The following is a 25,030-nucleotide window of genomic DNA, read 5'->3' as shown; positions in this document are numbered from 1 at the left end:
ACTTATCTTCCAGACTTCAGCTCGGACCACATCCGGTTTTGCAGGCGTTGAATGTTCAAGGGCAGCGCCTTGATCACATACAAGGTCTTGGAGACCTCGGCCGGCGGATAGATCATGGGGTTGTCCGCCACGTCTTTCACCACGTACTGCCGCGCCTCTTTATTGGCGTTGGGGTAGAACATGGTGTTGGTGATGGCGGCGTGCACCTTCGGCGTTTCGATGTAGTTGATGAATGCCAGGGCTTCCTCGGGATGCGGCGCATCCTTGGGGATGACCATCAGGTCGAACCACGCGGGCGCGCCGCCCTTCGGGATGAAGTAGTTCACTTCATACGACTTCTTGGCTTCTTGCGCGCGTTTGCGGGAAATCATCACGTCGCCCGAAAACCCGTAGACCATGCACAGGTCGCCCACGGCAAGTTCGTCGATATAGCCCGACGAACTGAACTGGCGGATGTAAGGGCGGATCTGCTTGAGCACGTCCAGCGCGGCCTTGTAGTCATCCGCGTTGGTGCTGTTGGGGTCTTTGCCCAGGTACTTGAGCACGGCGGGGAATACCTGCGCGGCTTCGTCCAGCATCGAGATGCCGCACTCTTTCAGCTTGGCGGCGTTCTCGGGCTTGAAGATCATGTCCCAGTTGGCCAGGTCGACGTTGTCGCCCATGATCTGCTTGACCTTGGTGACGTTGTAGCCCAGGCCATTGGTGCCGTAGCCCCACGGAATGGCGTACTGGTTGCCGGGATCGACGGAGGCGACCAATGCCATCACTTCGGGGTCCAGGTATTTCCAGTTGGGGATCTTGGACTTGTCCAGCTTCTGGAACAGCCCGGCCTCGATCTGGCGCGAGGCGTAATGGGTGGACGGTACAACGACGTCGTAGCCGGACTTGCCGGCCAGCAGCTTGGCTTGCAGCGTGTCGTTGCTGTCGTAGACGTCATAGCGGACCTTGATGCCGGTTTCTTTTTCGAAACCCGGAATCGTGTCCGGCGCCGTGTATTCGGCCCAGTTGTAGACGTTGACGACCTTGTTCTGCGCGACCGCCGACGATGCCGATGCCGCGACCAACACCGCCCCAAGCGCCCAGCGCATTCCCGCCCTTAGTTCCATTGCGTGCCCCCTTGCCGTATGCCGTGTATGTCAGGACTACCAAAAGGCGAAATGATAAAGCTTTTTAGCGATGACCTGCCCAACTTTACCGGCGAGTTCGCGCAATTAGCGGCCGACCGCGGGCGGGGCCGGCCCCAGCGTCAGGGCTGCACGCCCACGCCCCAGGCGGTCCAGTAGCTGTCGCGCAATTTCATCCAGTAGCGGTCGCCCTCTTCGCCCGCCACCTTGACCAGTGATCGGCGCAGGCGATCCAGGTTGTCCTGGCGCTGGCGTTCGGACAGCGCGCCCTGCGTGCCACGGTCGAAGTCGATCAGCCAGACCTGGTTGTCGGCGCCGATCAGGATGTTGAACGCATTAAGGTCGGCGTGCCAGACGCCCGCGCGATGCATGCGCACGATGGCCTGCCCGACGGCGCCCCATAGCGGCTCGGCCAGCGCATGGGCCAGGGGCCGCACGCCGGGGATGCGTTCCACGATGATGGCCGCGCGGTAGATGGGGCCCTGGCGCCAGTAGGCGGCGGCAAGCGGCGCGGGCACGGCCAGACCCTGGGCGCGCATCGCCGCCAGCAGGCGGAATTCGCGGAAGCTGCGGGTGCGGTCTTCGCCGTTCCAGAGGTAGGCGTCGCGGCTGATGCGGGCGATCATGCCGCCGCGTCGGTAGCGCCGCAGCACGCCCTGCCAACCCTGCCCTTGCACAAACCAGGCTGCCTGGCGGCCGCCCGCGTCCACGGGCCGAGCCCGGTCGCCATAGTGGCCGGGGTTGAAGATGTCGGGGCCGGCGTTGCCCAGGCGCGCATCGCTGAGCATGGCGCCGGCCAGCGGCGCGGGCCAGGCCTGGCGCACCGCGCCCGAGCGTGCGTCGTCAGCCTTCACGATTGCGCATCCAGTCAGCCACGCCGTAGAACGATTCCAGCAGCCGCTCCACCAGCGCGGGGTCGATGCCCTGGTCTTCCATGGCGCGCCCGATGCACGTCACCCACTGGTCGCGTTCGACCTGGCCGATGGAAAACGGCAGGTGGCGCGCGCGCAGGCGCGGGTGGCCGAAGCGTTCGATGTAATGGTCGGGGCCGCCGAAGTAGCCGCACAGAAACCAGAACAGCTTGTTGCGGGCCTCGTCCAGATTGGGGCCGTGCGCGGCGCGCAGTTCTTTCAGGTCAGGCTCCATGTCCATCAGGTCATAGAAGCGGTCGACCAGCGCGCGCACGCCGGGTTCGCCGCCCAGAAGGTCAAAGATACTGCGGGAATTTTCCACGGGTTCGCTAATGGTATGGACTCGGGTTGTCATCAGGTTTCTCGAAGGGTGACCAGCGGCGGCGTGCGCAACACGCCGCGCAGCGCCATGGCGCCGCCGGCCCAGGCGCCCAGCATGCCCGCCCCGATGCCGGCCAGCCACGGCCACAGGCTCAGGGTAATGGTGAAGTCGAACACCTGGGTAGATAGCGCCCAGGCGATGGCGGTGGCGCCGGCAGCCGCCAGCAGCCCCGCCAGCCCGCCCACGGCCCAGAGCTCGATACGCTGCGACCGGGCCAGCTGCGAGCGGGTGGCGCCCAGCGCGCGCAGCACCGCGGCTTCGCGCATGCGCTCGTCGCGCGTGGCCGTCAGCGCGGCCGACAGCACCAGCACGCCCGCGGCCAGCGTGAACAAAAACAGCAGCTGCACCGCCTTGCCCACTTCGTTCAGCACGGATTGCAGCTGTTGCAGGATGGCGCCCACGTCGAACACGGTCAGGTTGGGAAACTGGCGCACCAGCGCGGGCAGCACGGCCGCTTTTTCAGGCGGCAGGTAAAAAGAGGTGATCCAGCTTTGGGGCATGTCGGCCAGCGCCGAGGGGGTCAGGATGGCGAAAAAGTTGACGCGCATCGTATCCCAATCCACCCGGCGGGTGCTGGTGACGGCGGCTTCGACCTGCTGGCCGGCCACGTCAAAGGTCATCTTGTCGCCCAGTTTCAGGCCCAGCGACTTGGCCAGGCCGGATTCCAGCGACACCTCGGAAGCGCCGGGCGTCAGCCAGCGGCCTTGCTCGATCTTGTTGGACGACGGCATCTCGTCGCCGTAGGACAGGTTGAATTCGCGGTCCACCAGGCGCTTGGCGCGCGGTTCTTCGTAGTCGTCCGGGCCGACCGGCTTGCCGTTGATGGCAATCAGCCGCCCGCGCACCATCGGCGACAGCGTGATGCCCCCCAGGCCTTCGCGGGTCAGCGCGTCGGTGACGGGCTGGCGCTGGTCGGGCTGCACGTTGATCAGGAAACGATTGGGTGCATCCGCCGGCATCGTGCGCTGCCAGCCCTGGATCAGGTCGGTGCGCGTCATGGTCAACAGCAGCAGCGCCATCAAGCCCACCGCCAGCGCGCACACCTGCGTGATCGTCGCCGCGCGGCGGCGCACCACGCCCGCCAGCGCAAAGCGCAACGCGGGCAGGCCCGATGCCAGGCCGCGCACGCGCGCCAGGCCCAGGATGCACAACCAGGCCACCAGCGCGAACACGGCAAAAGCGCCCAGGAAGCCGCCCGCCACCACGGCGCCCAGTTTGGCGTCGCCGGCAAACCACCAGATCAGCAAGGCGAAGCCGACCGCCCCCACCGCGTAGCCAACGGCGCTGCGGGCGCTGAGCGTGTCCGCGTCGCGGCGCAGCACCCGGGCGGGCGGCACATGGCGCAGCTGCGCCAACGCAGGCAAGGCAAAGCCCAGCAGCAGCAACAGGCCGGTCAGCACCCCTTGCAACGCGGGTATCGCGGACGGCGCGGGCAGGCGGGTATCGATCAGCGAGCCCAGCAGCATCACCAGCACCTGGTGCACGGCAAAGCCCAGCAGGCACCCCGCCGCCGAGGCAAACAGGCCAACCAGCGCGAATTCCAGCGTCAACATGCGCGACACCTGCGATTGCACCGCCCCCAGGCAGCGCATGACGGCGATGCCGTCGCGGTGCCGCGTCATGTAGCGGCCGGCCGCCAGCGCGACCGCCACGGCGGAAATCAGCACCGCCAGCAAGGCGACCAGCGACAGGAAGCGCTGCGCGCGGTCCAGCGTGCGGCGCACTTCGGGCCGGCCCGATTCCAGCGTGGCCACTTTCTGGCCCCGCTTCAGGTTCTGGTTCAGCCAGGTGGCATACCCCGCCACGGCGTCCGGCTGGCCGGCCACCAGCATGGCGTAGCCGATGCGGCTGCCGGGCGCGATCAGGCCGGTGGCGGGCAGGTCGCTGGCGCGCAGCAGCACGCGCGGCGCTACGTTGACGAACTGCATGCCGCGATCCGGCTCGTACGTGATGACGCGGTCCACGCGCAGATGGGCGTCTCCCACGTTCAGCGTGTCGCCCACTTTCAGGTTCAACAGCGACAGCAACTGGGCGTCTACCCACACCGCGCCCTGGGGCGGGATGTCGCGGGTGGGCGCGTCCGGCGCGAACGGGGCGTCGGCCACGCGCAACGCGCCGCGTAGCGGGTAGCCGGGTTCCACGGCCTTGAGCGCGGCCAGTTGGGCGCCGTCGCCCGCGCCCACCATGGACGGAAACTGCCAGGTGCTGGACAGGGTCAGGCCCCGTTCGCGGGCCTGGTCCAGAAACGCGGCAGGCACGGGCTCGTCGGCGTCCAGCACCAGGTCGGCGCCCAGCATCTGGCCCGCATCGCGTTCCAGCGCCCGGCCGACGCGGTCTGCCAGAAAGCCCACGCTGGTGACGGCGGCCACGGCCACCACCAAGGCCAGCACCAACAAGCGCAGTTCGCCCGCCCGGGCGTCGCGCATCATCATCCTGGCGCCCAGGCGCAGGGTGGACCAGAAACCGGGGCGCTTGGCCTGTGACATATCAGGGAAATCCATCATTCATCAATGTTAAAAACCGCTTATTGGCCGTCCGAATCCCGATATCATCCCGGGGCGGGCGGCAACGCCGCCCATAAAGATACCTAATACCGGAGAAGACAATGCGTAAATCCTGGCTTGCGGCCACGATTCTGGCCGCCTGCGCGGCCGCCACCTCCCTGCCCTCGGCAGCCCAGACCACCCTGAAGATGGCCTACGCCCTGTCGACCTCGTCGCACTACGGCGCGGGCGCCGACGCCATGGCCAAGTCCATCGAAGCCTCGTCGAACGGCAAATACAAGGTACAGCAATTCGCCAACAGCGCGCTGGGCGGCGAACGCGAAGTGATCGAAGGCTTGCAGATCGGCACCATCGACCTGGCCATCGTTTCGACCGGCGCCACCCTGAACTTTGTTCCCGAGACGGGGGTTTTCGATATCCCCTTCCTGCTGCGCGACCTGCCACACGCGCGCGCCGTGCTGGACAGCAAGATCGGCCAGGACATGCTGGCCAAGTTTCCCAGCCGCGGCATCATCGCCCTGGCCTGGGGCGAGCAGGGCTTTCGCCACCTGACCAACAACGTGCGCCCGGTCAAGACGCCGGCCGACGCCAAGGGCCTGAAGATCCGCACCACGGAAAACCCGATCCACATCACGGCTTTCCGCCAGATCGGCATCCTGCCCACGCCCATGGCCTGGCCCGAAGTGGCCACCGCCTTGCAGCAAGGCACCATCGACGGCCAGGAAAACCCGTTGTCGGTCATCACCTCGGCCAAACTGTCGCAAATGCAGAAGTACCTGTCGCTGACCGGCCACGTGTACGGCCCGGCGCTGGTGTTGATGTCGGCCAACGTCTATGAAGGCCTGTCGGCCGCCGACAAGGCCAACTTCGACAAGGCCGGCAAGGAATCCGCCATGGCCATGCGCGCCTATGTGGACAACATCGAGAAGACCGGCGTTGAACAGCTGAAGAAAGAAGGCATGCAGGTGTCCGAAGTGGACCGCGCCGCCTTTGCCGCCGCTGTCGAGCCGGCCTACCCCGAGTACTACAAGAAGTTCGACAAGAAGCTGATCGACTCGATCCGCGACACCAAGTAAGCGGCGGGCGCCCCGTGCGGGCGCCGCGCCATCAGGCGGCGGGATTCGGGTCCCGCCGCCTGCCGTTTTCCACCCTGTGCGTTTCACGCCATCGGGATTCATCATGCGTTTGCTCTGCGCTTTCGACCGCGGCCTGTTCAAGCTGGTCTCGGTTCTTGCCCAACTTCTGCTGGTAGCCGCCGCGGCTGCCGCCTTCTACCAGGTCATTGCCCGCTTCGTGCTGCATTCGCCCGCCGACTGGAGCGAGGTGCTGACCCGCGCCCTCCTGATCTGGACCGTGCTGCTGGGCGTGGCGCTGGCCTTTCGCCATGGCGCGATGATCAGCGTTGAACTGCTGCGCAATCTGCTGGGTGGCGCCAAGCGCCGCGTGCTGGAAACCGTGATCGGCCTGATCTGCGCCGGCTTCCTGGGCTTTCTGGCCTGGATCGGCGGCAACATGACCTACCGCGTGCGCTTCCAGACGGTGCCCAGTCTGGACATCTCGATTTCCTGGATCTACCTGGCGATTCCCGTGGGCGCCACGCTGGCCGCCATTGCCGTGCTGGCCCGCTGGTGCGCCGGCGAAGAAGACGACGTGCCCGTGCGCAACGACGCACAAGGCTGAAGCCGCCCCCATCGAACCTACGCAGCAGATATCGCCATGTCCCAATTAATGATTGTCTCGATGCTGATCTTCTTCGGGCTGTCCGTACCGGTCGCCGTGTCGATCGGCCTGGCCAGCCTGGCGGGCGTCGGCAGCTCCGGCTTGCCCTGGGTGGTGGTTGCCCAGCAGCTGTACGCCGCGCTGGACAAGTACCCGCTGGTCGCCATCCCCTTCTTCATCCTGGCCGGCAACCTGATGGAAGCCGGTGGCATTTCCGAACGCATGGTGGAATTCGCCAAGAGCGTGGTGGGCGGCATCCAGGGCGGCCTGGCCTGCACCTGCGTGCTGACCTGCATGATCTTCGCGGCGGTGGCCGGCTCCAGCGTGGCCACCACGTTCGCGGTGGGCGCCATCCTGATCCCCGCCATGATCCGGCACGGCTATCCGGCGCCCTTTGCCGCGTCGCTACAGGCCAGCGCGGCGGAATTGGGCGTGATCATTCCGCCGTCGATCCCGATGATTCTGTACGCCGTGTCCACCGACACGTCGACGGGCGAACTCTTCATTGCCGGGGTGATGCCCGGCATCCTGATCGGCCTGGCGCTGATGTTCTACGTGTGGTTCTACGCCAAGCGCAACAACCTGGGCAAGCGTGACGGCGAAGGTCGCTTGCCGCTGTGGCCGGCATTCAAGAGCGCCTGGCTGGCCTTGCTTATGCCCGTCATTATCCTGGGCGGCATCTACGGCGGCGTGTTCACGCCGACCGAAGCGTCGGTGGTGGCCGTGATGTACGCGGTGGTGATCGGCAAGTTCATCTACCGCCGCCTGAGCTTCAAGCAGTTGTCCGCCACGCTGCACAAGTCCGTGGTGTCCACGGCGGTGATCATGTTCGTGATCGCCAACGCGGGCGTGTTCAGCTTCCTGCTCAATCGCGCCGGCATCCCGGACGCGCTGGGCACGTGGCTGTCGCAGATTTTCGAAACGAAATTCTCGTTCCTGATGGGCGTGAATGCCGCGCTGTTCCTGATCGGGATGTTCATCGAAACGTCCGCGTCCATCGTGGTGCTGGCCCCGTTGCTGCTGCCCGTGGCGCTGAAGTTTGGCGTGGAACCGGTGCACTTCGGCATCATCATGGTGGTGAACCTGGCGCTGGGCATGATCACCCCGCCGTTTGGCGTGAACCTGTTCGCCGCTTGCGCGGTGGCCAAGTTGCCGCTGGAGCGGATCGTCAAGCCGCTGATCCCGTTCGTGGGTGTGGTGATCGTCTGCTTGCTGGTGATTACGTACTGGCCGGGCCTGTCGCTGGGCCTGCGCGATCTGGTCTACGCGAAGTAAAAACGGCGGAACTACGGCCCATCACCGCCCATCACCGCGCGTGCGTGATGGGCGGTTTTTTCAAGCCGCCACCGCGCGTTCCCAGCGCACGGCGTGGCAGCGCAATTGCCTTCCATTCGTCTGCGCGCCACCCGTCTGCGCGCCACTCGTCTGCATGCCGCCCGTATGTGTGACCTGCGGCGCTTCGTCGCGGCATTCGTCGCGCGCCTCGGGGCAACGCGGGTGAAACGTGCAGCCCGACGGCGGCTGGATCGGGTTGGGCACTTCGCCACCCATGGGTTCGCGGTCGCGGCGGGGGTTCTCAAGGTCGGGAATCGTGTCCAGCAGCATCCGCGTGTAGGGGTGCTGCGGGGACTCGAACAATTGATCGGCCGGCGCCTGCTCCACGAATCTGCCCAGGTACATCACCGCCACGCTGTCGGACACGTGCCGCACCACCGACAGGTTGTGGCTGATGAACACATACGTCAGCCCGAATTCCTTCTGCAGGTCGCCCATCAGGTTCAGGATCTGCGCCTGCACCGACACGTCCAGCGCCGACGTGGGCTCGTCGCACACCAGGAATTCGGCCTGCGTCGCCAACGCGCGCGCAATTGAAATGCGTTGGCGCTGCCCGCCCGAGAATTCGTGCGGAAAACGGCTGGCGTCACTGGCGGACAGGCCCACCAGCTCCAGCAATTCGTCCACGCGGCGGCGCGTGTCGGGAAGGCTCTGGCGCAGGCCCAGGGTGATGATCGGCTCGGCCACGATGTTGCCGACGCGCCACCGCGGGTTCAGGCTGGCGTAGGGGTCCTGAAAAATCATTTGCGGATACAGCACGCCGCCCGTCCGGTTGCGGCCGTATTGCAGCGTGCCGCGCGTGGGCGCCACCAAGCCGACCAGCAGCTTGGCCAAGGTGGATTTGCCGCAGCCCGATTCCCCGACGATGCTCAAGGTCGAGCCGCGCGGCACGGCCAGCGACACGCCATCCACCGCTTTCAGCGTCTGCATGGGCTGGCGCGACAACGTGCGTTCCAGCCAGGGCGGCGATACGTCAAACCAGCAGGCCAGGTCGTCGGCCCGCAACAGCACATCATCGTTACGCGGCATGGGCTACTCCTTCCTGATGCAGCCAGCAGGCGCTGACCGTGGCGCCCGAGGGCGAGGCGGCCAAGGGCGGCCGGGTTTGGGCGCAGCGTGGACCGGCCAGCGCACAACGCGGGTGAAAGGCACAGCCATCGGGCATGGCGTGCAGGCGCGGCATGGCGCCGTCGATCTGATTCAAGCGAGCGGCGCGATGGCGCAGGCCCGGAATGGCGTTCATCAAGCCCTGGGTATAGGGGTGCCCCGGCCGACGCAGCACGTCCAGCACCGGCCCGATCTCGACAATGCGGCCGGCATACATCACCGCCACGCGGTCGGCGGTTTCAGCAATCACGCCCATGTCGTGCGTAACCAGCAGCACGGCCGTACCCTGCTCGCGGCATAGCCGGCGCAGCAGCGCGGTGATCTGCGCCTGCACCGAGACATCAAGCGCGGTGGTCGGCTCATCCGCGATGATGAGCTTGGGGCGCGCGGCCAGGGCCAGCGCAATCACCACGCGCTGGCGCATGCCGCCCGAGAACTGATGCGGATAGTGATCGATGCGTTTGTCGGCCGCCGGGATGCCCACCGCCAGCAGCAGCTCCAGCGCGCGAGCGCGGGCGGCCGGGGCCGACGCCTTGTCGTGGTGGCGGATGGTTTCAACCAGTTGATCACCCACCGTGAACAGCGGGTGCAGGCTGGTCAGCGGGTCTTGGAAAATCGCGCCGATCTCTTTGCCGCGCAAACGCTGCCGCGCCTTGGGCGGCAGGTTGTCGATGCGCTTGCCCGCCAACAGGATTTCCCCTGCGCCCAGGCGGCCGGGCGGCTCCAGCAGGCCGATCACCGCCATGCCGGTCAAGGACTTGCCCGCGCCGGACTCGCCCACCATGCCCAGAATTTCGCCCGGCTGAATGTCAAAGCTGATGTCGCGCGTGGCCACCAGCGTGCCGTGGCGCGTGGGAAATTCCACCGACAGGCCACGCACCGACAGGGTCGGCACGCCGGCCGGCGCGGCGTTAAGGTCGATTGCGATCATGACGGGCTCCTGCTCCTTGTGGGACGCGGATAGCTGGAAGAGAAAATCTGCTGCACCGGGGGATGGCCCCAGGTACGGTCGGGGTAGCGCGCAACCAGGCCATCGAATTGCCGCTGCGCCTGCTCTTGCGCCAGGCGGGCATCAAAACCGGGGATGCGTCCGTCCACCATGACGAAACGCCCGTCAATGATGACTTGCGACACGTCGCGGCCGCTGCCGCTGATCATCAGCGTCTGGATCGGATCGATCATCTGGCCGTTGCGGTCGTGCGAAAAATCGAAGACGACGATGTCCGCCTTGGCGCCCACGGCCAGGCGGCCCAGATCCGGGCGGCCCAGGGCATCCGCGCCGCCGACGGTGGCCGCGTCGTAATAGTCTTCGGCGCGCACGGCCTCCGTGGACCCTTCGACCACGCGGCACAGCAGCAAGCCCACCTGCATGTTCTGCACCATGTCCGGCGGCCAGGTGTCGGTGCCCATGCCGATATTGATGCCCAGCTTGCGATAGCGCGCAAACGAGTCCAGCGTGGCGCCGTGCCGCGCCGACACCAGCGGACAGTGCACGATGCTGGCGCCGGCATCGCGGATGATGTCCAGGTCATGCCCCGGGCGAGCGATGTGGCGCGAACCGGACACATAGGTGCCATGCGGCAGCAAGGCGCGCGGCGACAGAAAGCCCAGGCTTTGCAGCCATTCCGGCGGGCTCATGCCGTGCTGTTCCAGCACCAGGTCGTATTCCAGGCGTGACTGGCAGCAATGCAGCCGGATGGGGATATCGCGTTCGTGCGCGGCCTGGGCCGAGGCACGCAGCAGATCCGGCGTGCAGGTTTCGATGCGATCAGGCGCCAACATGGCGCGCACCCGGCCGTTGTGACGGCCGTCGATCTCATCGCAGAACGCGACGGCATCGGCCAGTCCCGCCATGCCGCGCGCCTCGTCGTAATGGCAGCGGATCTTGCCGTCTGCGTCCACATAGGTATGACCGCTGCGGTAGGCGGGCCCCAGATACACGCGCAGGCCCAGTTCGCCCGCCGCGTTCGCGGCCGACAGGAATTCGTCGTGGGTTTCGCCCCACACGCGGTAGAACAGCGACGCAATCGGCAAGGCGGTGGTGATGCCGTTGCGGATCAGCTGCGCAAAGGCGTAGCGCTTTTGAAAGGCCAGTTCGGCGGGCGTGTACATCTCGTACGGGCCCTTGTGCATGTACGTCTCGGGCCAGATGCGGCCCTTGCGCCAGGCGGGCGAATTGTCGAAACCCAGGATGGTCGTGTCCAGGTCCGACAAGGCATCCAGGTCCACGAAGCCGGGGCCGATCACCGCGCGGCCGTAGTCGTGGCGGCGCGCAACGGTGCCCGGATAGCGATGGCCCACGTACACGATGCGGTCGCCATCGAACACGACTTCGCCGTTCTCGTAGAGGCAGTGACGGCCGTTTTCATGGCCCACCACCCAGCGCGCGGTGAGGAGGATCGGGCCTTCCATGTTGGGCATCATCACGGGCGTCACGGCGCGCTCGCCAAGGCACGCCCGTCCCGCGCCACCACGTTGCCGCGCTTGACGACCAACTGGCGTACGGGCCGGGCCACGATGGCCTCGGCCACGGTCTCGGCATCCACCAGCACAAAGTCGGCGTGGCAGCCCGGCGCCAGGCCATAGTCCTGCAACTGCATCACGCGCGCATTGCCGTATGTGGCCACGTCCAGCGCCATCGCCAGTTCGTCGTCGCGCCGGAAGTTGTTGCGCAGGCCCACCAGCATGGTGCGTTCCAGCATGTCGGGCTTGCCATAGGGGCCCCAGGTATCGCGCATGCCATCGTTGCCGGTACAGACGGTGACGCCGGCCTGGCGCAGCCGCGCCACGTTGGGCACCGGCCGCGACGCGGACCCGGTGGTCATGATGTGGATGCCGGCGGCAAGCAGCCCTTCCGTCAGTGCTTGCACCGCCTGCGTATCGGGCATGCCCAGGCAGAACGAATGCGATAAGGTGACCTTGCCCTGCATGCCCAGCGCCAACACGCGATCGATCGTCATCTGCATCGAAAACGCGCCCAGCTCGCCGGCCTCGTGCAGGTGGATGTCGATCGGCTTGCCATGCTTGTCGGCCAGCCCGAAGATGGCGTCCAGGTGGCCCTTGGGATCGCGGTCCATGCCGGCCGGATCCAGCCCGCCCACCACCTCCGCGCCCATGCGCAGCGCCTCGTCCATCAGCTCCAGCGTGCCGGGCCGGATCAGCAGCCCGCTTTGCGGAAAGGCCACCAGTTCCACGTCGATCTGGTCGCGGTATTGCTCGCGCGCGCGCATCACACCTTCGATGGCGCCCAGGCCGATGTCGGTGTCCACGTCCACATGGGTGCGGATGTGGCTGGTGCCGTCGGCAACCGACATCACCAGCTGCCGCGCCGATTGCCGATACGGGTCGATGCCCAGGCGTTTCTTTTCGGCGCGCTCGTTCTCGATCTTGTCGATCAGGCGCGGGCCGACCTCGTTGCGATACCAGGGCATGCCGTACATCGTCTTGTCCAGGTGCGCGTGGGCGTCGATCAGCCCCGGCAGCATCAGCGCGCCACCCCCGTCCACCACCGGCACGCCCGCGGGCGCCTCGCCCCCCAGCGCGTGGATGCGGCCGTCTTTGACCAGCACCGTGGTGGGCTCGCCACCCGCCGGGCGAACGTGGGTGTACAACGTTGCGTTTTCCATGCTTGACCTCTATTGAAGATTGCGCCGTCAGCGCAGACGTGGGTTGAGCGCATCGCGCAGCCAATCGCCCAGCAGGTTCACCACCAGCACGATCAGGCTCAGATACAGCGCGGGAAACACCACCACCCACCACTGCCCCGAAAACAGGAACTGGTTGCCCAGCCGGATCAGCGTGCCCAGCGACGGTTCGGTGGGCGGCATGCCCACGCCCAAAAAGCTCAGCGTGGCCTCGATCAGCACGGCCAGCCCCAGGTTCAGCGTGGCCGTCACCATTACGGGGGTTAGCGTGTTGGGCAGAATGTGCGTCAGCATGATGCGCAGTGAGCTGACCCGGATCAGCCGCGCCGCCTGCACGTATTCCTTGCCACGCTCGACCAGCGCCGACGCCCGCACGGTGCGCGCGTACTGCACCCAGTTGGTCATGGAGATGGCCAGGATCAGGATCACGGCCGACAAGGTTTCGCGCAGGCCTGGGGGCAGCAATTGCCGGAACACCGCCGTCACCAGGATGGCAACCAGGATGGTGGGGATGCTGAGCAGCGTGTCGCCCACGCGCATCAGGGCGTTATCCACCCAGCCGCCGAAATAGCCGGCCGCCAGGCCCACGAGCAAGCCGATGGCCAGCGACAGCACCACCGTAGCCAGCCCGATCGCCAGCGACATGCGCGAGCCATACAGAATGGCCGACCACACATCGCGGCCCTGCGTGTCGGTGCCCAACAGGAACTGCGGGTCGGCCCCTTCCACCCAGAATGGCGGCAGCTCGGCGTTCAACAGATCCAGCTGCGCCAGGTCATAAGGATTTTGCGGCGCGATCCACGGCGCGAACACCGCCAGCAACACCACCACCAACAGCACGATGCCCGCGCCCATTGCCACATAATCGTGCCGCAGGCTCCACCACAAATCGCTTTGCAAGAAGCGCGACAGCCGGCTGCGCGCGCCGCCCGAATACGGCGTAGCGAGGGGCTTGGTCAGGGGTTTATTGAGAGGTTTAGTGGCCACTGGCGCCTCCTTTGACGTGCTGGCTGCGCAGGCGCGGATCGACCACGCCGTACATCATGTCCACCAACGTGTTCAGCGCCACGAAGATGAAGGACACGATCACCAGATAGGCGGCCATGACGGGGATGTCCACGAACATGACCGATTGGATGAACAGCAGGCCCATGCCCGGCCACTGGAACACGGTTTCGGTAATCAACGCGAAGGCGATCAGGTTGCCGATCTGCATGCCGGTAACAGTAATGACCGGCATCAGGCAGTTGCGCAGCGCCAGCCGAAAATGCACGATGCGATCCGGCAGGCCGCGAGCGCGCGCGAACTTGATGAATTCCGTGCGCAGGGTTTCCAGCATTTCGGCCCGAACCAACCGCATGATCAGCGTGATCTGGAACAGCGCCAGGGTGATAGACGGCAGCACCAGCGCGGCGCGGCCGGACGGCGTCAGCAAGCCCGTTGACCACCAGCCGATCTTCACCGTGTCGCCGCGCCCGAAGCCCGGCAGCCAGCCTAGCTGCACCGAAAAAATCAGGATCAGCATGATGCCCACGACGAAGCTGGGCAGGGAGATACCCAGGATGGACACGAACTGCAAGGCCTGCGCCATGCGGGACTTGCGATAGATGGCCGTCAGCACGCCCAGCGGCACGCCGATCACCAGCGACAGCAGCGTGGCCATCATCACCAGCTCGAACGTGGCGGGGAAACGTTCGGCCACCAGTGCGAACACGTCCTGCTGGTTGCGGTACGAAATGCCGAATTCGCCCTGCGCGGCGTTGGTGACGAAGTGCACGAACTGCATGCCCACCGACGCGTTCAGGCCCAGGCGTTCGCGCAGCTCGTCGCGCTGCGTTTGCGAAGCCTGCTCGTTAAGCATCATGTCGACGGGATCGCCGACAAAACGAAATATCACGAAGGCCAGCAACGCCACCGCCAGCATCACGCCGACTGCGTTAAAGACCCGTCTAACTATGAATGCCAGCATGTGCGGCCTCCTTCAGACCCGATGTCGGACTGTCGCGACCGCCGCCCCCGACCGGGGCGCGGCAGCCGCCTGAACCGCGCGTGCTACTGCATGCGCACCGTCCACAGCCGCGCCTTGTTGTCCGGCATTTGCAGCACGTCGCCCACGTTGTTGCCCACGGCCCAGGCCATGGGCTGCTGGTGCAGCGGCAGGAAGCGAACGTCGTCATGCAGCGTCTGCAACACCTCGGCCATCATCTTGATGCGCTTGTCGCGGTCCATCTCGGCGGCAGCCGCGTCGATCTTCGCGTCCAGCGCCGGGTCTCCCCACTGGCCCCAGTTGAAGACGCCCGCCGGGCCGGTGCGGCTATGCATCACTTGCAGCAGGATCGACAGCGCATCAATCTGCGGCTCGTTGGCCCAGCCGTGGATGGTGATGTCGAACTCGCCACGCGAGCGCTTGGGGTTCTGCAACGAACGCGGCCCGCTGGCCAGCGACGCCTTGACACCGATGCGCGCCCACATTGACGCGGCGGCCTGGCACAGTTCTTCTTCGTTCACGAACATGTCGTTCGAACACAGCAGCGACAAGGTGAAGCCATCGGGGTAGCCGGCATCGGCCAACAACTTCTTGGCCTTGGCCGCATCGAACGGCAGGCGCTCTTCCTGCTTGATGTCGTAGCCGGGGATGGACGGGGCCACCAGCGCGCCGGTGGTGCGCGACAGGCCGCGCATGACGCGCTTTTGCAGCAGGTCGGGCGACAGCGCCATATACAGCGCCTGGCGCACGCGCAGGTCTTTCAGCGGGTTCTTGTCGGTGATGTTCGAACCGACCAGCTTGTCGCCCAGGTTCATGCCGAAGTACAGCGTGCGCAATTCCGTCGCCGCCAGCACCTTCACGTTGGACGCGGCGCGCAGGCGGTCCAGGTCTTGCAGCGGCGCGTTCTCGGTGAAGTTGATGTCGCCGGAAAGCAGCGCTGCCACGCGCGTGGGCGCCGACGCGATGGGCGTGAATTCGATGCGGTCCAGATTGTGGCGGGGCTTGTCCCACCAGTCTTTGTTCACCACCAGGACGGTGCGGGTATCGGGCCGGTACGACTCCACCTTGAAGGGGCCTGTGCCGTTGGCGTTGTGCGTGGCGTAGCCTTCGATCTTCTTGGCGGCATCGGTCGGACGCGTGCTGTTGTGATCGACCAGCCACTGGCGGTTGAAGATGAAGATGTTGGTCAGGTCATTGAGCATCAACGGGTACGGATGCGTCATTTCAATGTCAACGGTCAGGTCGTCAACACGACGCACGGCCTTGAACGCCGGCAGGTTGCCCTTTAGCGGCGAGGCCTCGTCCGACACGCGGGTCAGCGAAGCCACGACGTCGTCCGCCGAAAAGGGCGCGCCGTTGTGAAACTTGACGCCCGGGCGCAGTTTGAAGCGCAGCACCGTGGGCGACACGGCTTCCCAGGATTCGGCCAGCGCGGGCGTGATGTTGAACTTGTCGTCGTAGCGGATCAACGCTTCGTACACATGGTTCAGGAACGCCAGGTTGAAGGTGCTGCCGTAGGAATACGGGTCCAGCGAATCCAGGTCCCGCGCGGCGCCCCACTTGAGCGTGTTGGCGGCCGAAGCCCCCGTGATGGCCGACAGCGCGATCACCGCGCCGGCGGTCCATTTAAGCAACGTCTTCATGGCTGCAACTCTCCCTTGTCTATCGGGCTGATACCCGGTTTGATGTCGCCGGGTCGGGCCCGGCGCGGTAAGCATGGCGATCAGACCCGGCGGGTCAGGTCAATGCGCACAAACGCTGCGCGCGGTCCAGCGAAGCCAGCGCCAGCATTTGGGCCAGCGCGGCGCGATAGGAATCGATGATCGGAACGACGGGTCGGCGCGGCAGCACCGGCAGGTAACCGGCCAGCGCGGCTCCCGCCACGATGACCACGTCGGCGCCCTGCGCCACGGCGGCGTCCAGCGCTTGGCTGACCTGGGCGGCCGATTCGGGCGAGCGCGACACGTAATCCAGCGCATTGCCGGGCAAGGCGATGATGGCCGCGCAGCGGGTGTCCAGCCCCAACTGGCGAATCTGTTCGCGCAACATGCCGGGCCAGCGCTGCCCCACCGTGACGATGGCGTAGCGGTCGCCGCGCTGCATGGCGGCCATGATCGACGCTTCGGCCATGCCCACGACGGGCACGGACAGGCATTCGCGCACGGCGCCGATGCCGGGTTCGCCGAAACAGGCCAACAGGCAGGCATCGAACGGCGCTTCCGCCCGGGCCACTTCCTGCTCCACCGTTTCCAGCACGGCGTGCGCGGCCACGACGGCTTCGACCCGACTGGCGATATAGGCGGGTCCAAACACGGCGGTGACGGCGTGGATGTGGGCGGCGCCATCGAAAAACGTGCGCGCCTGGGCGGCCAGGCTAAGGGTCAGGTCGGACGTGGTGTTGCCGTTGACCACCAGCAGGCGGTAAGGGGTGAAGGTGGGCCGGTCGGTGGCAAGAACGTCGGGCAAGGCAGGCTTGGCGGGCATGAAGCGGGTCTCGGTCGGTATGTATACAAACAGATTTCGCCAAACGCCGATATGCTGGCCGTTCTGTATAAATGTTTGTATACGATTTATGCCGACAATGTACGCGCTTGAAGTCTGGCTTCAAGCTATCGCTAACCCTTAGCGGGCGTTGTAGTATGCTTGCCCACATCCGCAGTGCGCAGCGGCGGCAGGTGCCGCGGCCTATCCCAATACAATGAAAACGCGCACGCCCAGGAGCCAAAGAAGACGATGAAACCTCTCGCGCCGCCGGCCAACGAGCCCGCCAAGAAAGACGTAAACCGCAGCGAAATCGTATACATAAATTTGCGCCGCGCCATTATCGAGCAGGCCTTGCTGCCGGGCGACAAGCTGCCCGAAGACATTATCGGAGAGCGTTTCGGGGTCAGCCGCACAATTGTGCGCGGCGTGTTGACGCGGCTGTTCAGCGAAGGGCTGGTGGATCTGCGCCCCAACCGCGGCGCGGCGGTGGCGCGCCCCAGCCTGGAAGAAGCGCACGATATCTTCGAGGCCCGGCGCTGCCTGGAACGCGACGTGGCCCGCCGGCTGCTGCAACACATCACCGAAGCCGGGCTGACGCGCCTGGCGCGTCATGTCGAAGAAGAGGAAGCGGCCCGCAAGCGCAACAGCACGAATGAATCCATCCGGCTGTCGGGCGAATTCCACATCCTGATGGCCGAGCTATCCGGCAACGCGGTCTATGCCCGCTACGTGAACGAGATCGTGTCGCGCTGTTCGCTGATCCTGGCGCTTTACGGGCGACCGCATTCCAGCGAATGCGCGGTCAGCGAACACATGGACATAGTGGAAGGGCTGCGCGCGCGCGACGAAAAGCACGTCCTGCATCTGCTTGAACACCACCTGGAATCCGTGACGGCGCGCGCGCTGCTCAGTACGGACGGTTCAGGTGTGCGCGACATCCGCAAGATTCTTGACCGCTACGGCACCTGAGCGATCCGGCTGCCCGCAGCGCGCAAGCGCGGCGTAGGCGTTGGCCCGCCCGTTGGGCGTGCCGGTCCCGCACGAATGAGAAAAGCGCCCGGTCAGGGCGCTTTTCGTTCGGGGACTTAAATTTCGCGTTCTTCCGTCTTGAGGTTGTTGTCGCGAGCGAAATCCACCACGAACTTGTACGCCAGCGGTTCCAGGTCGCGCAAACGCAGGTCGACCACGATTCCGCGCACGCCGTCGATCACGACAGGCAGCACATAGGGCGAATAAGTGAGGTGGTTACCAGCACAGCCGGCGGGCCGGAACTGTGCCATTACGCCAGCGAGCCGCTCCGCCCAATCGCTGGGGCGGAATCGGCTACCGCTTTCGGTAACGCCATGAATTACGAATTGTCTGACGCGAGTTGCCATGAGTTCTTCACTACAGCGCGCCTTTCACGAAAGCCGGATCTTCGGCGTGATCAAACATGCGCCCTGCGCCGCGAATTGTATATGATTGATCCTTTGCCCTCTTCCAAAAGCCGATTCCGCCCTGTTTACGCCCGGGGTCCATCGAATTGAAGGCGGCTTTTTGAAGGCGGCTTTTTGGTAATCCCCCAGGAGGATCCGCAATGACCTCGCCTCTGGCCAATATCTATGCCCGCCTGCCGGTCGCGTTCACGCACGGCCAGGGCGTATGGTTGTGGGATGCCCAAGGGCGCAAGTACCTGGACGCACTGGCCGGCATCGGCGTGTCGTGCCTGGGGCACGCCCATCCGAAATTGGTGGCGGCCATCAGCGAGCAGGCGGCCCGCGTCATCCACACATCGAACATCTACGACATTCCGCAGCAAGCTGCCCTGGCCGCCCGCCTGACGGCCCTGTCCGGCATGCAGGAAGCGCTGTTTTGCAACAGCGGCTCGGAAGCGAACGAGGCGGCCATCAAGCTGGCCCGCTACTACGCCTACCAGCGCGGCAACAAACACGCCCACATCATCACCATGGATTCGTCCTGGCATGGCCGCACGCTGGCCACGCTGGCGGCCACGGGCAGCGACAAGGCGCGCAAGGGCTTCGAGCCGCTGCCCAGCGGCTTCATCCAGGTGCCCTACAACGACCTGGACGCCGTGCGCGCCGCCGGCGACGCCGAACCGCGCACCACCGCCGTGCTGCTTGAAGTGCTGCAAGGCGAAGGCGGCATCCGCCCATCCGACATCTCGTACCTGCAAGCGGTGCGCGCCCTGTGCACCGAGCGCGGCTGGTTGCTGATGATTGACGAAGTGCAGTCCGGCATCGGCCGCACCGGCAAGTGGTTCGCGCATCAATGGGCCGACATCAAGCCTGACGTCATGACGCTGGCCAAGGGGCTGGCGGGCGGCGTGCCAATTGGCGCCATGCTGGCCGCAGGGCCAGCCGCCGGGGTGTTCACGCCCGGCAGCCACGGCACCACGTTCGGCGGCGGGCCGCTGGTCTGCGCCGCCGGGCTGGCCGTGCTGGACACGCTGGAAGACGACAAGCTGCTGGACAACGCCCACGCGGTGGGCACCTACCTGAAGGACGCCCTGGCGCAAGCCCTGGCAGACACGGCGGGCGTTACCGAAGTGCGCGGCCGTGGCCTGATGCTGGGAATAGAACTGGCACGCCCCTGCGGCGTGCTGGTGCGGCACGCCCTTGAGGCCGGCCTGCTCATCAACGTCACGCGCGACCGCGTCATCCGCATGCTGCCGCCCCTGATCCTTACCCAACAAGAGGCGGACCAGATCGTCGCCACCCTGGTCCCGCTTATCCAACGCTTCCTGTCCGAAAAACCATAATCAACGTACCGCCCGGGCCACCAGCCCGGCCGGGCTCAATGACCTGCGACAACACCATGACTCCTCCCACGACTCAAAACGGCCCGTTGCGGCATTTTCTCCAGTTCAAGGATTTCTCTTCCGCTGAAATCGCTTACGTACTGGACCGCGCGCGCCTGATCAAGGAAAAGTTCAAGCGCTACGAACCCCATATGCCGCTGCACGACCGCACGCTGGCAATGGTGTTTGAAAAGGCCAGCACCCGCACCCGCGTCTCGTTCGAGGCCGGCATGTACCAGATGGGCGGCTCGGTCATCAACCTGACCTCCAACGATTCGCAGCTGGGCCGCTCCGAGCCCATCGAAGACACCGCGCGCGTCATTTCGCGCATGGTCGACATCGTCATGATCCGTACATTCGAGCAGACCCGCATCGAGCGCTTTGCGTCGCATTCGCGCGTGCCGGTCATCAACGGCCTGACCAACGAATTCCACCCCTGCCAGATCCTGGCCGACATCTTCACCTACATCGAACATCGCGGCCCCATCGCGGGCAAGACAGTGGCCTGGGTGGGCGACGCCAACAACATGGCGTACACGTGGCTGCACGCGGCCGAAATGCTGGGCTTCACGCTGCACGTGTCCACGCCCGCCGGCTACGAACTTGAAGCGTCGCGCATCGGCTCGCCGTCGGACAAGGTGCTGCGCCAATTCAAGGACCCCATGCAGGCGTGCCAGGGCGCGCACCTGGTCACCACCGACGTGTGGACCAGCATGGGCTACGAAGCCGAGAACGAAGAGCGCCGCGCGGCGTTTGCCGACTGGTGCGTTGACGCCGAAATGATGGCCGCCGCCGACCCCGAAGCCGTCTTCATGCACTGCCTGCCCGCCCACCGTGGCGAAGAGGTCACCGGCGAAGTCATCGACGGGCCGCAAAGCGTGGTCTGGGACGAAGCCGAAAACCGCCTGCACGTGCAAAAGGCATTGATGGAATTCCTGCTGCTGGGCCAGATCAACTAAGCTTGCCGGAAGCGCAAAAGGCCTGGATATCTTGGGATATCCGGGCCTTTTCATTGGGGCTGCTTCGAATGCTTGTGTACGGCTTGTGTACGGCTTGGGTACTGCGACCGGCCCGCGCAGCATTCAATACACCGCAATCAACGCAGCGTACGTTCCCACGCCGCGATGGCGTCCACGACCGCCTGCGGCTTTTCGGGCACCAACGCGTGTCCCGCGCCGGGGATCACGACAACGGACACGCGGTCACCGAATTCATCACGGATTTCGTTGCGCGTGGCGGGCGGCTTGAACAGATCCAGTTCCGCTTGCAAGTCCAGCAAGGGCTTGGCTCCGCCCGACCACCAATCAGACTGGCGCGTGGCCTTGCCGGCCAGGCGCTGGCTTTCGCTGACGTCCGGGTACCAGCCGTGCAACCAGACGCGCGCGTCGTTGCCGGGCGCAAAGAACGCGTACTGGATCGACTTCAAGCGTTCGGCATCGGGCAAGGACAGTTCGGCGCTGCGGTCCACGTGTTCGCTCAGGCCCTTGGGATATTGCTTGGCCGCGGCCGCCACGATCACCACGCCGCGCACGAGCTCGGGGTGGTCGACGCCGGTGGCGCGCGCCACCCAGTTGCCAAATGCATGGCCCACCATCACGACCGGCTGGCGAGCCACGTTGCGGATCACGGCGGCCTGGTCGTCCGCCAGATCATGCAGCGTGATGCCCGACATCGGCCCGGTACTACCGCCGATGCCGCGTGGCTGCGGACGCAGCACGCGATAGCCGGCTTGCACGAAGCGTTCGGCCAGTTCGTCGAAATCCTGCGCGCCGCGCCCCCTGGATGGCAGCAGCACCAGCGCGGGGCCCTGCCCCTGGTCCAGCACTTCGATCGAGGCGCCGTTGCCCACCAGCACGTTGACGCGCTTGGGCGCATCCGCCAGCACCGGCGCCGACGCCGCGACGGCGCACGTGATCGTCAGCCCGGTCAGCAGTTGCTTCATCGTCATCATGCCTCCTTGCCGGCCAGCCACCGGCGCGCGATCACAGGATTTTCTTGAACATCGTGCGGCGGGTGTTGCGAAACGAGGGCCGCACGCGGCTGCTCCAGTCGGTAGCGCGCACGGCCAACCACGGCGGGCTGCCGAAGGTTTCGCGGGTGTGCAGGTCGTAGCAGGCCAGGTATCGCGGCGATTCATCGCGACATTCAAAGCGCATCGCGCGCACCGTGCCGGGCACGGACGCCAGCCCCGGCAGATGTTCCTGGTCATACCAGGCGTTCAGGTCTTGCTCGGCCTCGGGCAGCACATCGGTTTCAACGATGTAGTGCCATGGCGCGTCCTGGCCCGCCGAAGCCCCCGGCAGGTCCAGCGTTTGATGCAACACGCGGGCGCGGGCGCCAGGAAAGCTCTCGGCCAGACGCGCCTGGATTTCAGCCAACGCGTGGCTCGTGCCGCGCAGGTACACATACGTGTCCGGCTCTTCAACCGCGGCAAACGCGCTGACCTCAACCTTGTCCAGCCCGGCCGTCAGACGCTCTGCCATGTCGGCCGCGCGGTCGTTGTCAAAGCGTTCGCCCAGCGACACCAGCAATACGGATTCCTGCACTGTCATCTCCTTCAATGTCCGACGCGTAGCGCCACCAGAAAGCGCGACACCATGTTGTAGGCGCCCACGGTGGCGGCCAGTTCGACCAATTGCGTGTCATCGTAGCGTGCGCGCACGGGCGCGAACACGGCGTCGGGCACCTCGATGTCGCGCGTCATGGCGTCGGTCAACGCCAGCACCTCGGCTTCGCCGGGGGCCAGCCCTTGCACGGCTTCAGGCGCCGGGTTGGACCGCAAGGCGTCGATCACTTCCTGCGGCATGCCACCCGCCAGGGCGTGCGGCACATGCGCATCAAATTCATAAGGCGCATTATTCAAGGTCGCCACGCGCAAGATGATGAGTTCGCGCAGGCGCGGCGACAACGACGTCTTCTGGCGGATCGCGGTCAGCATGGCCTCCCAGCCATCCACCACGGCGGGGCTGTTCAGCAGCACCTGGTACAGCGGCGAAATGCGACCGCGCGCGGCGCTGATGCGTGCCTCGATCGCGGCCAGTTCCTGGCGGGTGCCCGGTACGACGGGCGTGACTCGGCTGGCGCTCATGCTTACTCCGGACGGATGTTCTTGCGCTGGATCAGCGCGGTCCACTTGTCGCGGTCGGACGCGATCAGCGCGGCCAGTTCCTGCGGCGAGCTGGGCGCTGCCTGCGCGCCGAACTTCTCCAGCTTGGCGCGTACGGCTTCATTGCCCAAAGCGGCGCGCACGGCCTGATTCAGCTTGTCGATGGTGGCGGCGGGCGTGGAGACAGGCGCGACGATGCCGTACCAGTTATTCGATTCCACGCCGGCAATGCCTTGTTCGGCCAAGGTCTTCACGTCGGGCAGCAGCGGGTGGCGCGTGGGCGCGGCGATGCCCAGCGCCTTGAGCTTGCCGCCCTGGATATGGCCGATCAGGCCGGGCACGTCGCCGAAGAAGCCCGACACCTGGTTGCCCATCACATCGTTGATGACCGGCGCGGCGCCCTTGTACGGCACATGCAGCACGTTGGCCTTGCTGGCGTCGGCAAACATTTCCATCGTCAGGTGCGGAATGCTGCCGATGCCCGACGAGCCGATCGCCACGGATTGCGACGCCGCCTGCGACTTCTTCACGAAGTCCGCCGCGTCGCCAGCCGGGTTGGACGGGTTCACCACGAACACCGTGGCGTTGTTGACTACCTTGGACACCGGCGCAAAATCGCGCACCGGGTCATACGGCAGGTCTTTGTACAGCGCCGGGCTGATGGCCACCGCGCCCACGCTGGTCAGGAACAGCACCGAGCCATCGCCCGGCGCCTTGGCTACATAGGCCGCCGCGATGTTGCCGTTGGCGCCCGCCTTGTTCTCGACGATGACGTTCTGCTTGAGCTCTTTGCCCAGCTGTTCGGCCAGCACGCGCCCGACCAGATCCACCGGCCCGCCGGGCGGGAACGCGATGATAAGGCGCACCGGGCCGTCGGCATGCGCCGCACCGAAAGCGGACAAACTCAGCACGGTGGCCGAAAGTAATTTCTTGAACATGGTGTCTCCTCGTTGAATCGAATTTTTTTAGCCGACGCGCAACGTCGGATGCCTACGCGAATCCGTACAGTCTTGCGGGGTTGTCCACCAGCACCTGCTGGCGCATGGCGGCATCGGGGCAGGCCTGAAAGAAGGTATCCACCAGTTCGCCGTCATCGGGCATATCGCCCGCCACGTTGGGATGCGGCCAGTCGGTGCCCCACAGGCAGCGATCCGGCATGGCCTGCACCAGCGACTGCACAAAGGGTATGCCTTCGGAGAACGGGCGCTTGCCCGACGCGATGCGGTCGATGCCCGACACCTTGACCCAGGCCTGCGGCACATCGGCCAATGACAGCAATGCGCGCATCGCGGGGGAATCCAGGCCGTCGGCCGCCTTCAAGCGGCCCATGTGATCCACCACGAACGGCACGGGCAACGCCAGCAGGCGCGGCAGCAGTTCGGGCAGCATCGCGCCGTCCACGTGCAGGCACAGATGCCAGCCCAGCGGCGCAATCAGCGCCACCACGTGGTCGAACACGGCCGGATCAGGCGCGCCGCCCAGATGCGGCACGAAGTTGAAGCGCGCGGCGCGCACGCCGCCGTCGTGCAGTTGCCGGACGCGCGCCGCCGTGGCATCCGCCCCCAGCAACGCCACGCCGCGATAGCGCCCCCCGCTTTGCGCCAATGCGTCCAACAGCGCGCTATGGTCCGAGCCGTGGCAATTGGCCTGCACCACCACCGCGCGCTCGATGCCCAGGTGCGCATGCAGCGCGGCCATGGCGGCATAGGGCGCATCGGGCGGCGTATAGGAACGGCCCTCGGCATAGGGAAACGCGTCGCTGGGCCCGAAGACATGGCAATGCGCATCGCACGCACCGGGCGGCAGGGCATGGCGCGGACGGGACGGGGACGCAAGCGGTGGGCGGCAATCAGGCACAGTCGGTTCCTGCTGGGGAAAACGACATCGTCGCGGATTGCGAGCCGCCTAACAATGCTATATCTTTGATTTC

General features: G+C 65.8%; 24 protein-coding genes. 6 read left to right on the top strand and 18 right to left on the bottom strand.

Annotated features, from left to right (window positions below):
* Window positions 1-2: 2 nt before the first annotated feature.
* The 4 genes from V6F88_RS27485 to V6F88_RS27470 form a co-directional block, all read right to left on the bottom strand.
* A complete protein-coding gene (locus V6F88_RS27485; RefSeq protein WP_104143288.1) occupies window positions 3-1,106 on the bottom strand; it encodes a polyamine ABC transporter substrate-binding protein in 1,104 nt (367 codons plus the stop codon).
* A 140-nt stretch (window positions 1,107-1,246) separates the two neighbouring features.
* Window positions 1,247-1,978: a 3-deoxy-D-manno-octulosonic acid kinase gene (locus V6F88_RS27480; RefSeq protein WP_332613471.1), complete on the bottom strand. Its 732-nt coding sequence runs from the start codon at window positions 1,976-1,978 to the stop codon at window positions 1,247-1,249.
* Entirely contained in the window at window positions 1,968-2,390 is a 423-nt protein-coding gene (locus V6F88_RS27475) for a group II truncated hemoglobin (protein ID WP_332613470.1), read from the bottom strand. The genes V6F88_RS27480 and V6F88_RS27475 overlap by 11 nt, the downstream gene beginning before the upstream one ends.
* Window positions 2,390-4,921 (bottom strand): ABC transporter permease, encoded by a 2,532-nt coding sequence (locus V6F88_RS27470; RefSeq protein WP_332613469.1) that lies wholly within the window; start codon window positions 4,919-4,921, stop codon window positions 2,390-2,392. The genes V6F88_RS27475 and V6F88_RS27470 overlap by 1 nt, the downstream gene beginning before the upstream one ends.
* A gap of 101 nt (window positions 4,922-5,022) precedes the next feature.
* Between V6F88_RS27470 and V6F88_RS27465 the strand changes: the two genes are divergently transcribed.
* The 3 genes from V6F88_RS27465 (at window position 5,023) to V6F88_RS27455 (ending at window position 7,915) form a co-directional block, all read left to right on the top strand.
* Complete coding sequence (locus V6F88_RS27465; RefSeq protein ID WP_332613468.1) at window positions 5,023-5,997, top strand: TRAP transporter substrate-binding protein; 975 nt, start codon at window positions 5,023-5,025, stop codon at window positions 5,995-5,997.
* A gap of 103 nt (window positions 5,998-6,100) precedes the next feature.
* Window positions 6,101-6,601, top strand: a complete 501-nt coding sequence (locus tag V6F88_RS27460; protein ID WP_332613467.1) for a TRAP transporter small permease — start codon at window positions 6,101-6,103, stop codon at window positions 6,599-6,601.
* A gap of 36 nt (window positions 6,602-6,637) precedes the next feature.
* On the top strand, window positions 6,638-7,915 hold the full coding sequence (locus tag V6F88_RS27455) for a TRAP transporter large permease (RefSeq protein ID WP_332613466.1): 1,278 nt from the start codon (window positions 6,638-6,640) through the stop codon (window positions 7,913-7,915).
* A gap of 60 nt (window positions 7,916-7,975) precedes the next feature.
* On the opposite strand, the gene V6F88_RS27450 is transcribed toward V6F88_RS27455, so the two are convergent.
* From V6F88_RS27450 to V6F88_RS27415, 8 genes are all read right to left on the bottom strand, one after another.
* On the bottom strand, window positions 7,976-9,004 hold the full coding sequence (locus V6F88_RS27450; protein WP_332613465.1) for an ABC transporter ATP-binding protein: 1,029 nt from the start codon (window positions 9,002-9,004) through the stop codon (window positions 7,976-7,978).
* Window positions 8,994-10,013, bottom strand: a complete 1,020-nt coding sequence (locus tag V6F88_RS27445) for an ABC transporter ATP-binding protein (RefSeq protein ID WP_332613464.1) — start codon at window positions 10,011-10,013, stop codon at window positions 8,994-8,996. The genes V6F88_RS27450 and V6F88_RS27445 overlap by 11 nt, the downstream gene beginning before the upstream one ends.
* The gene (locus V6F88_RS27440) at window positions 10,010-11,518 is read right to left on the bottom strand and encodes an amidohydrolase family protein (RefSeq protein ID WP_332613463.1); all 1,509 of its coding nucleotides are present in this window, start codon (window positions 11,516-11,518) and stop codon (window positions 10,010-10,012) included. Before V6F88_RS27440 ends, V6F88_RS27445 begins: the two co-directional genes overlap by 4 nt.
* Window positions 11,515-12,708 carry an amidohydrolase family protein gene (locus V6F88_RS27435; protein ID WP_332613462.1) on the bottom strand — a complete coding sequence of 398 codons (1,194 nt, stop codon included), beginning with the start codon at window positions 12,706-12,708 and terminating at the stop codon, window positions 11,515-11,517. Before V6F88_RS27435 ends, V6F88_RS27440 begins: the two co-directional genes overlap by 4 nt.
* 27 nt (window positions 12,709-12,735) lie before the next feature.
* Entirely contained in the window at window positions 12,736-13,686 is a 951-nt protein-coding gene (locus tag V6F88_RS27430) for an ABC transporter permease (protein ID WP_332613501.1), read from the bottom strand.
* Window positions 13,687-13,702: 16 nt separating this feature from the next.
* Window positions 13,703-14,695, bottom strand: coding sequence for an ABC transporter permease (locus V6F88_RS27425; protein ID WP_332613461.1), 993 nt, complete (start codon window positions 14,693-14,695; stop codon window positions 13,703-13,705).
* Between the two features lie 83 nt (window positions 14,696-14,778).
* On the bottom strand, window positions 14,779-16,356 hold the full coding sequence (locus tag V6F88_RS27420) for an ABC transporter substrate-binding protein (protein ID WP_332613460.1): 1,578 nt from the start codon (window positions 16,354-16,356) through the stop codon (window positions 14,779-14,781).
* A 94-nt stretch (window positions 16,357-16,450) separates the two neighbouring features.
* Complete coding sequence (locus tag V6F88_RS27415) at window positions 16,451-17,197, bottom strand: aspartate/glutamate racemase family protein (RefSeq protein ID WP_332613459.1); 747 nt, start codon at window positions 17,195-17,197, stop codon at window positions 16,451-16,453.
* A gap of 249 nt (window positions 17,198-17,446) precedes the next feature.
* On the opposite strand from V6F88_RS27415, the gene V6F88_RS27410 reads away from it, so the two are divergent.
* A complete protein-coding gene (locus V6F88_RS27410) occupies window positions 17,447-18,166 on the top strand; it encodes a GntR family transcriptional regulator (RefSeq protein ID WP_104143274.1) in 720 nt (239 codons plus the stop codon).
* 116 nt (window positions 18,167-18,282) lie between these two features.
* On the opposite strand, the gene V6F88_RS27405 is transcribed toward V6F88_RS27410, so the two are convergent.
* Window positions 18,283-18,573, bottom strand: a complete 291-nt coding sequence (locus tag V6F88_RS27405; RefSeq protein WP_013392635.1) for a DUF3579 domain-containing protein — start codon at window positions 18,571-18,573, stop codon at window positions 18,283-18,285.
* 200 nt (window positions 18,574-18,773) lie between these two features.
* Between V6F88_RS27405 and V6F88_RS27400 the strand changes: the two genes are divergently transcribed.
* On the top strand, window positions 18,774-19,955 hold the full coding sequence (locus tag V6F88_RS27400; protein ID WP_332613458.1) for an aspartate aminotransferase family protein: 1,182 nt from the start codon (window positions 18,774-18,776) through the stop codon (window positions 19,953-19,955).
* 56 nt (window positions 19,956-20,011) lie between these two features.
* Complete coding sequence (gene argF, locus V6F88_RS27395; RefSeq protein ID WP_046805553.1) at window positions 20,012-20,953, top strand: ornithine carbamoyltransferase; 942 nt, start codon at window positions 20,012-20,014, stop codon at window positions 20,951-20,953.
* 137 nt (window positions 20,954-21,090) lie between these two features.
* On the opposite strand, the gene V6F88_RS27390 is transcribed toward argF, so the two are convergent.
* Genes V6F88_RS27390 through V6F88_RS27370 form a run of 5 tightly spaced genes read right to left on the bottom strand, consistent with a single transcriptional unit; the run spans window position 21,091 to window position 24,957 of the window.
* Complete coding sequence (locus V6F88_RS27390) at window positions 21,091-21,942, bottom strand: alpha/beta fold hydrolase (RefSeq protein WP_332613457.1); 852 nt, start codon at window positions 21,940-21,942, stop codon at window positions 21,091-21,093.
* Window positions 21,943-21,976: 34 nt separating this feature from the next.
* Window positions 21,977-22,540 carry a hypothetical protein gene (locus V6F88_RS27385; protein ID WP_332613456.1) on the bottom strand — a complete coding sequence of 188 codons (564 nt, stop codon included), beginning with the start codon at window positions 22,538-22,540 and terminating at the stop codon, window positions 21,977-21,979.
* An 11-nt stretch (window positions 22,541-22,551) separates the two neighbouring features.
* A complete protein-coding gene (locus tag V6F88_RS27380) occupies window positions 22,552-23,082 on the bottom strand; it encodes a carboxymuconolactone decarboxylase family protein (RefSeq protein WP_332613455.1) in 531 nt (176 codons plus the stop codon).
* 2 nt (window positions 23,083-23,084) lie between these two features.
* Window positions 23,085-24,038 carry a Bug family tripartite tricarboxylate transporter substrate binding protein gene (locus V6F88_RS27375; RefSeq protein WP_332613454.1) on the bottom strand — a complete coding sequence of 318 codons (954 nt, stop codon included), beginning with the start codon at window positions 24,036-24,038 and terminating at the stop codon, window positions 23,085-23,087.
* A 52-nt stretch (window positions 24,039-24,090) separates the two neighbouring features.
* Window positions 24,091-24,957 carry an amidohydrolase family protein gene (locus tag V6F88_RS27370; protein ID WP_332613453.1) on the bottom strand — a complete coding sequence of 289 codons (867 nt, stop codon included), beginning with the start codon at window positions 24,955-24,957 and terminating at the stop codon, window positions 24,091-24,093.
* Window positions 24,958-25,030 lie beyond the last annotated feature (73 nt).

It is taken from the genome of Achromobacter sp. ESBL13, assembly GCF_036668755.1.
Classification (GTDB): domain Bacteria; phylum Pseudomonadota; class Gammaproteobacteria; order Burkholderiales; family Burkholderiaceae_B; genus Achromobacter.
This window is presented reverse-complemented; position numbering and strand designations above follow the sequence as displayed.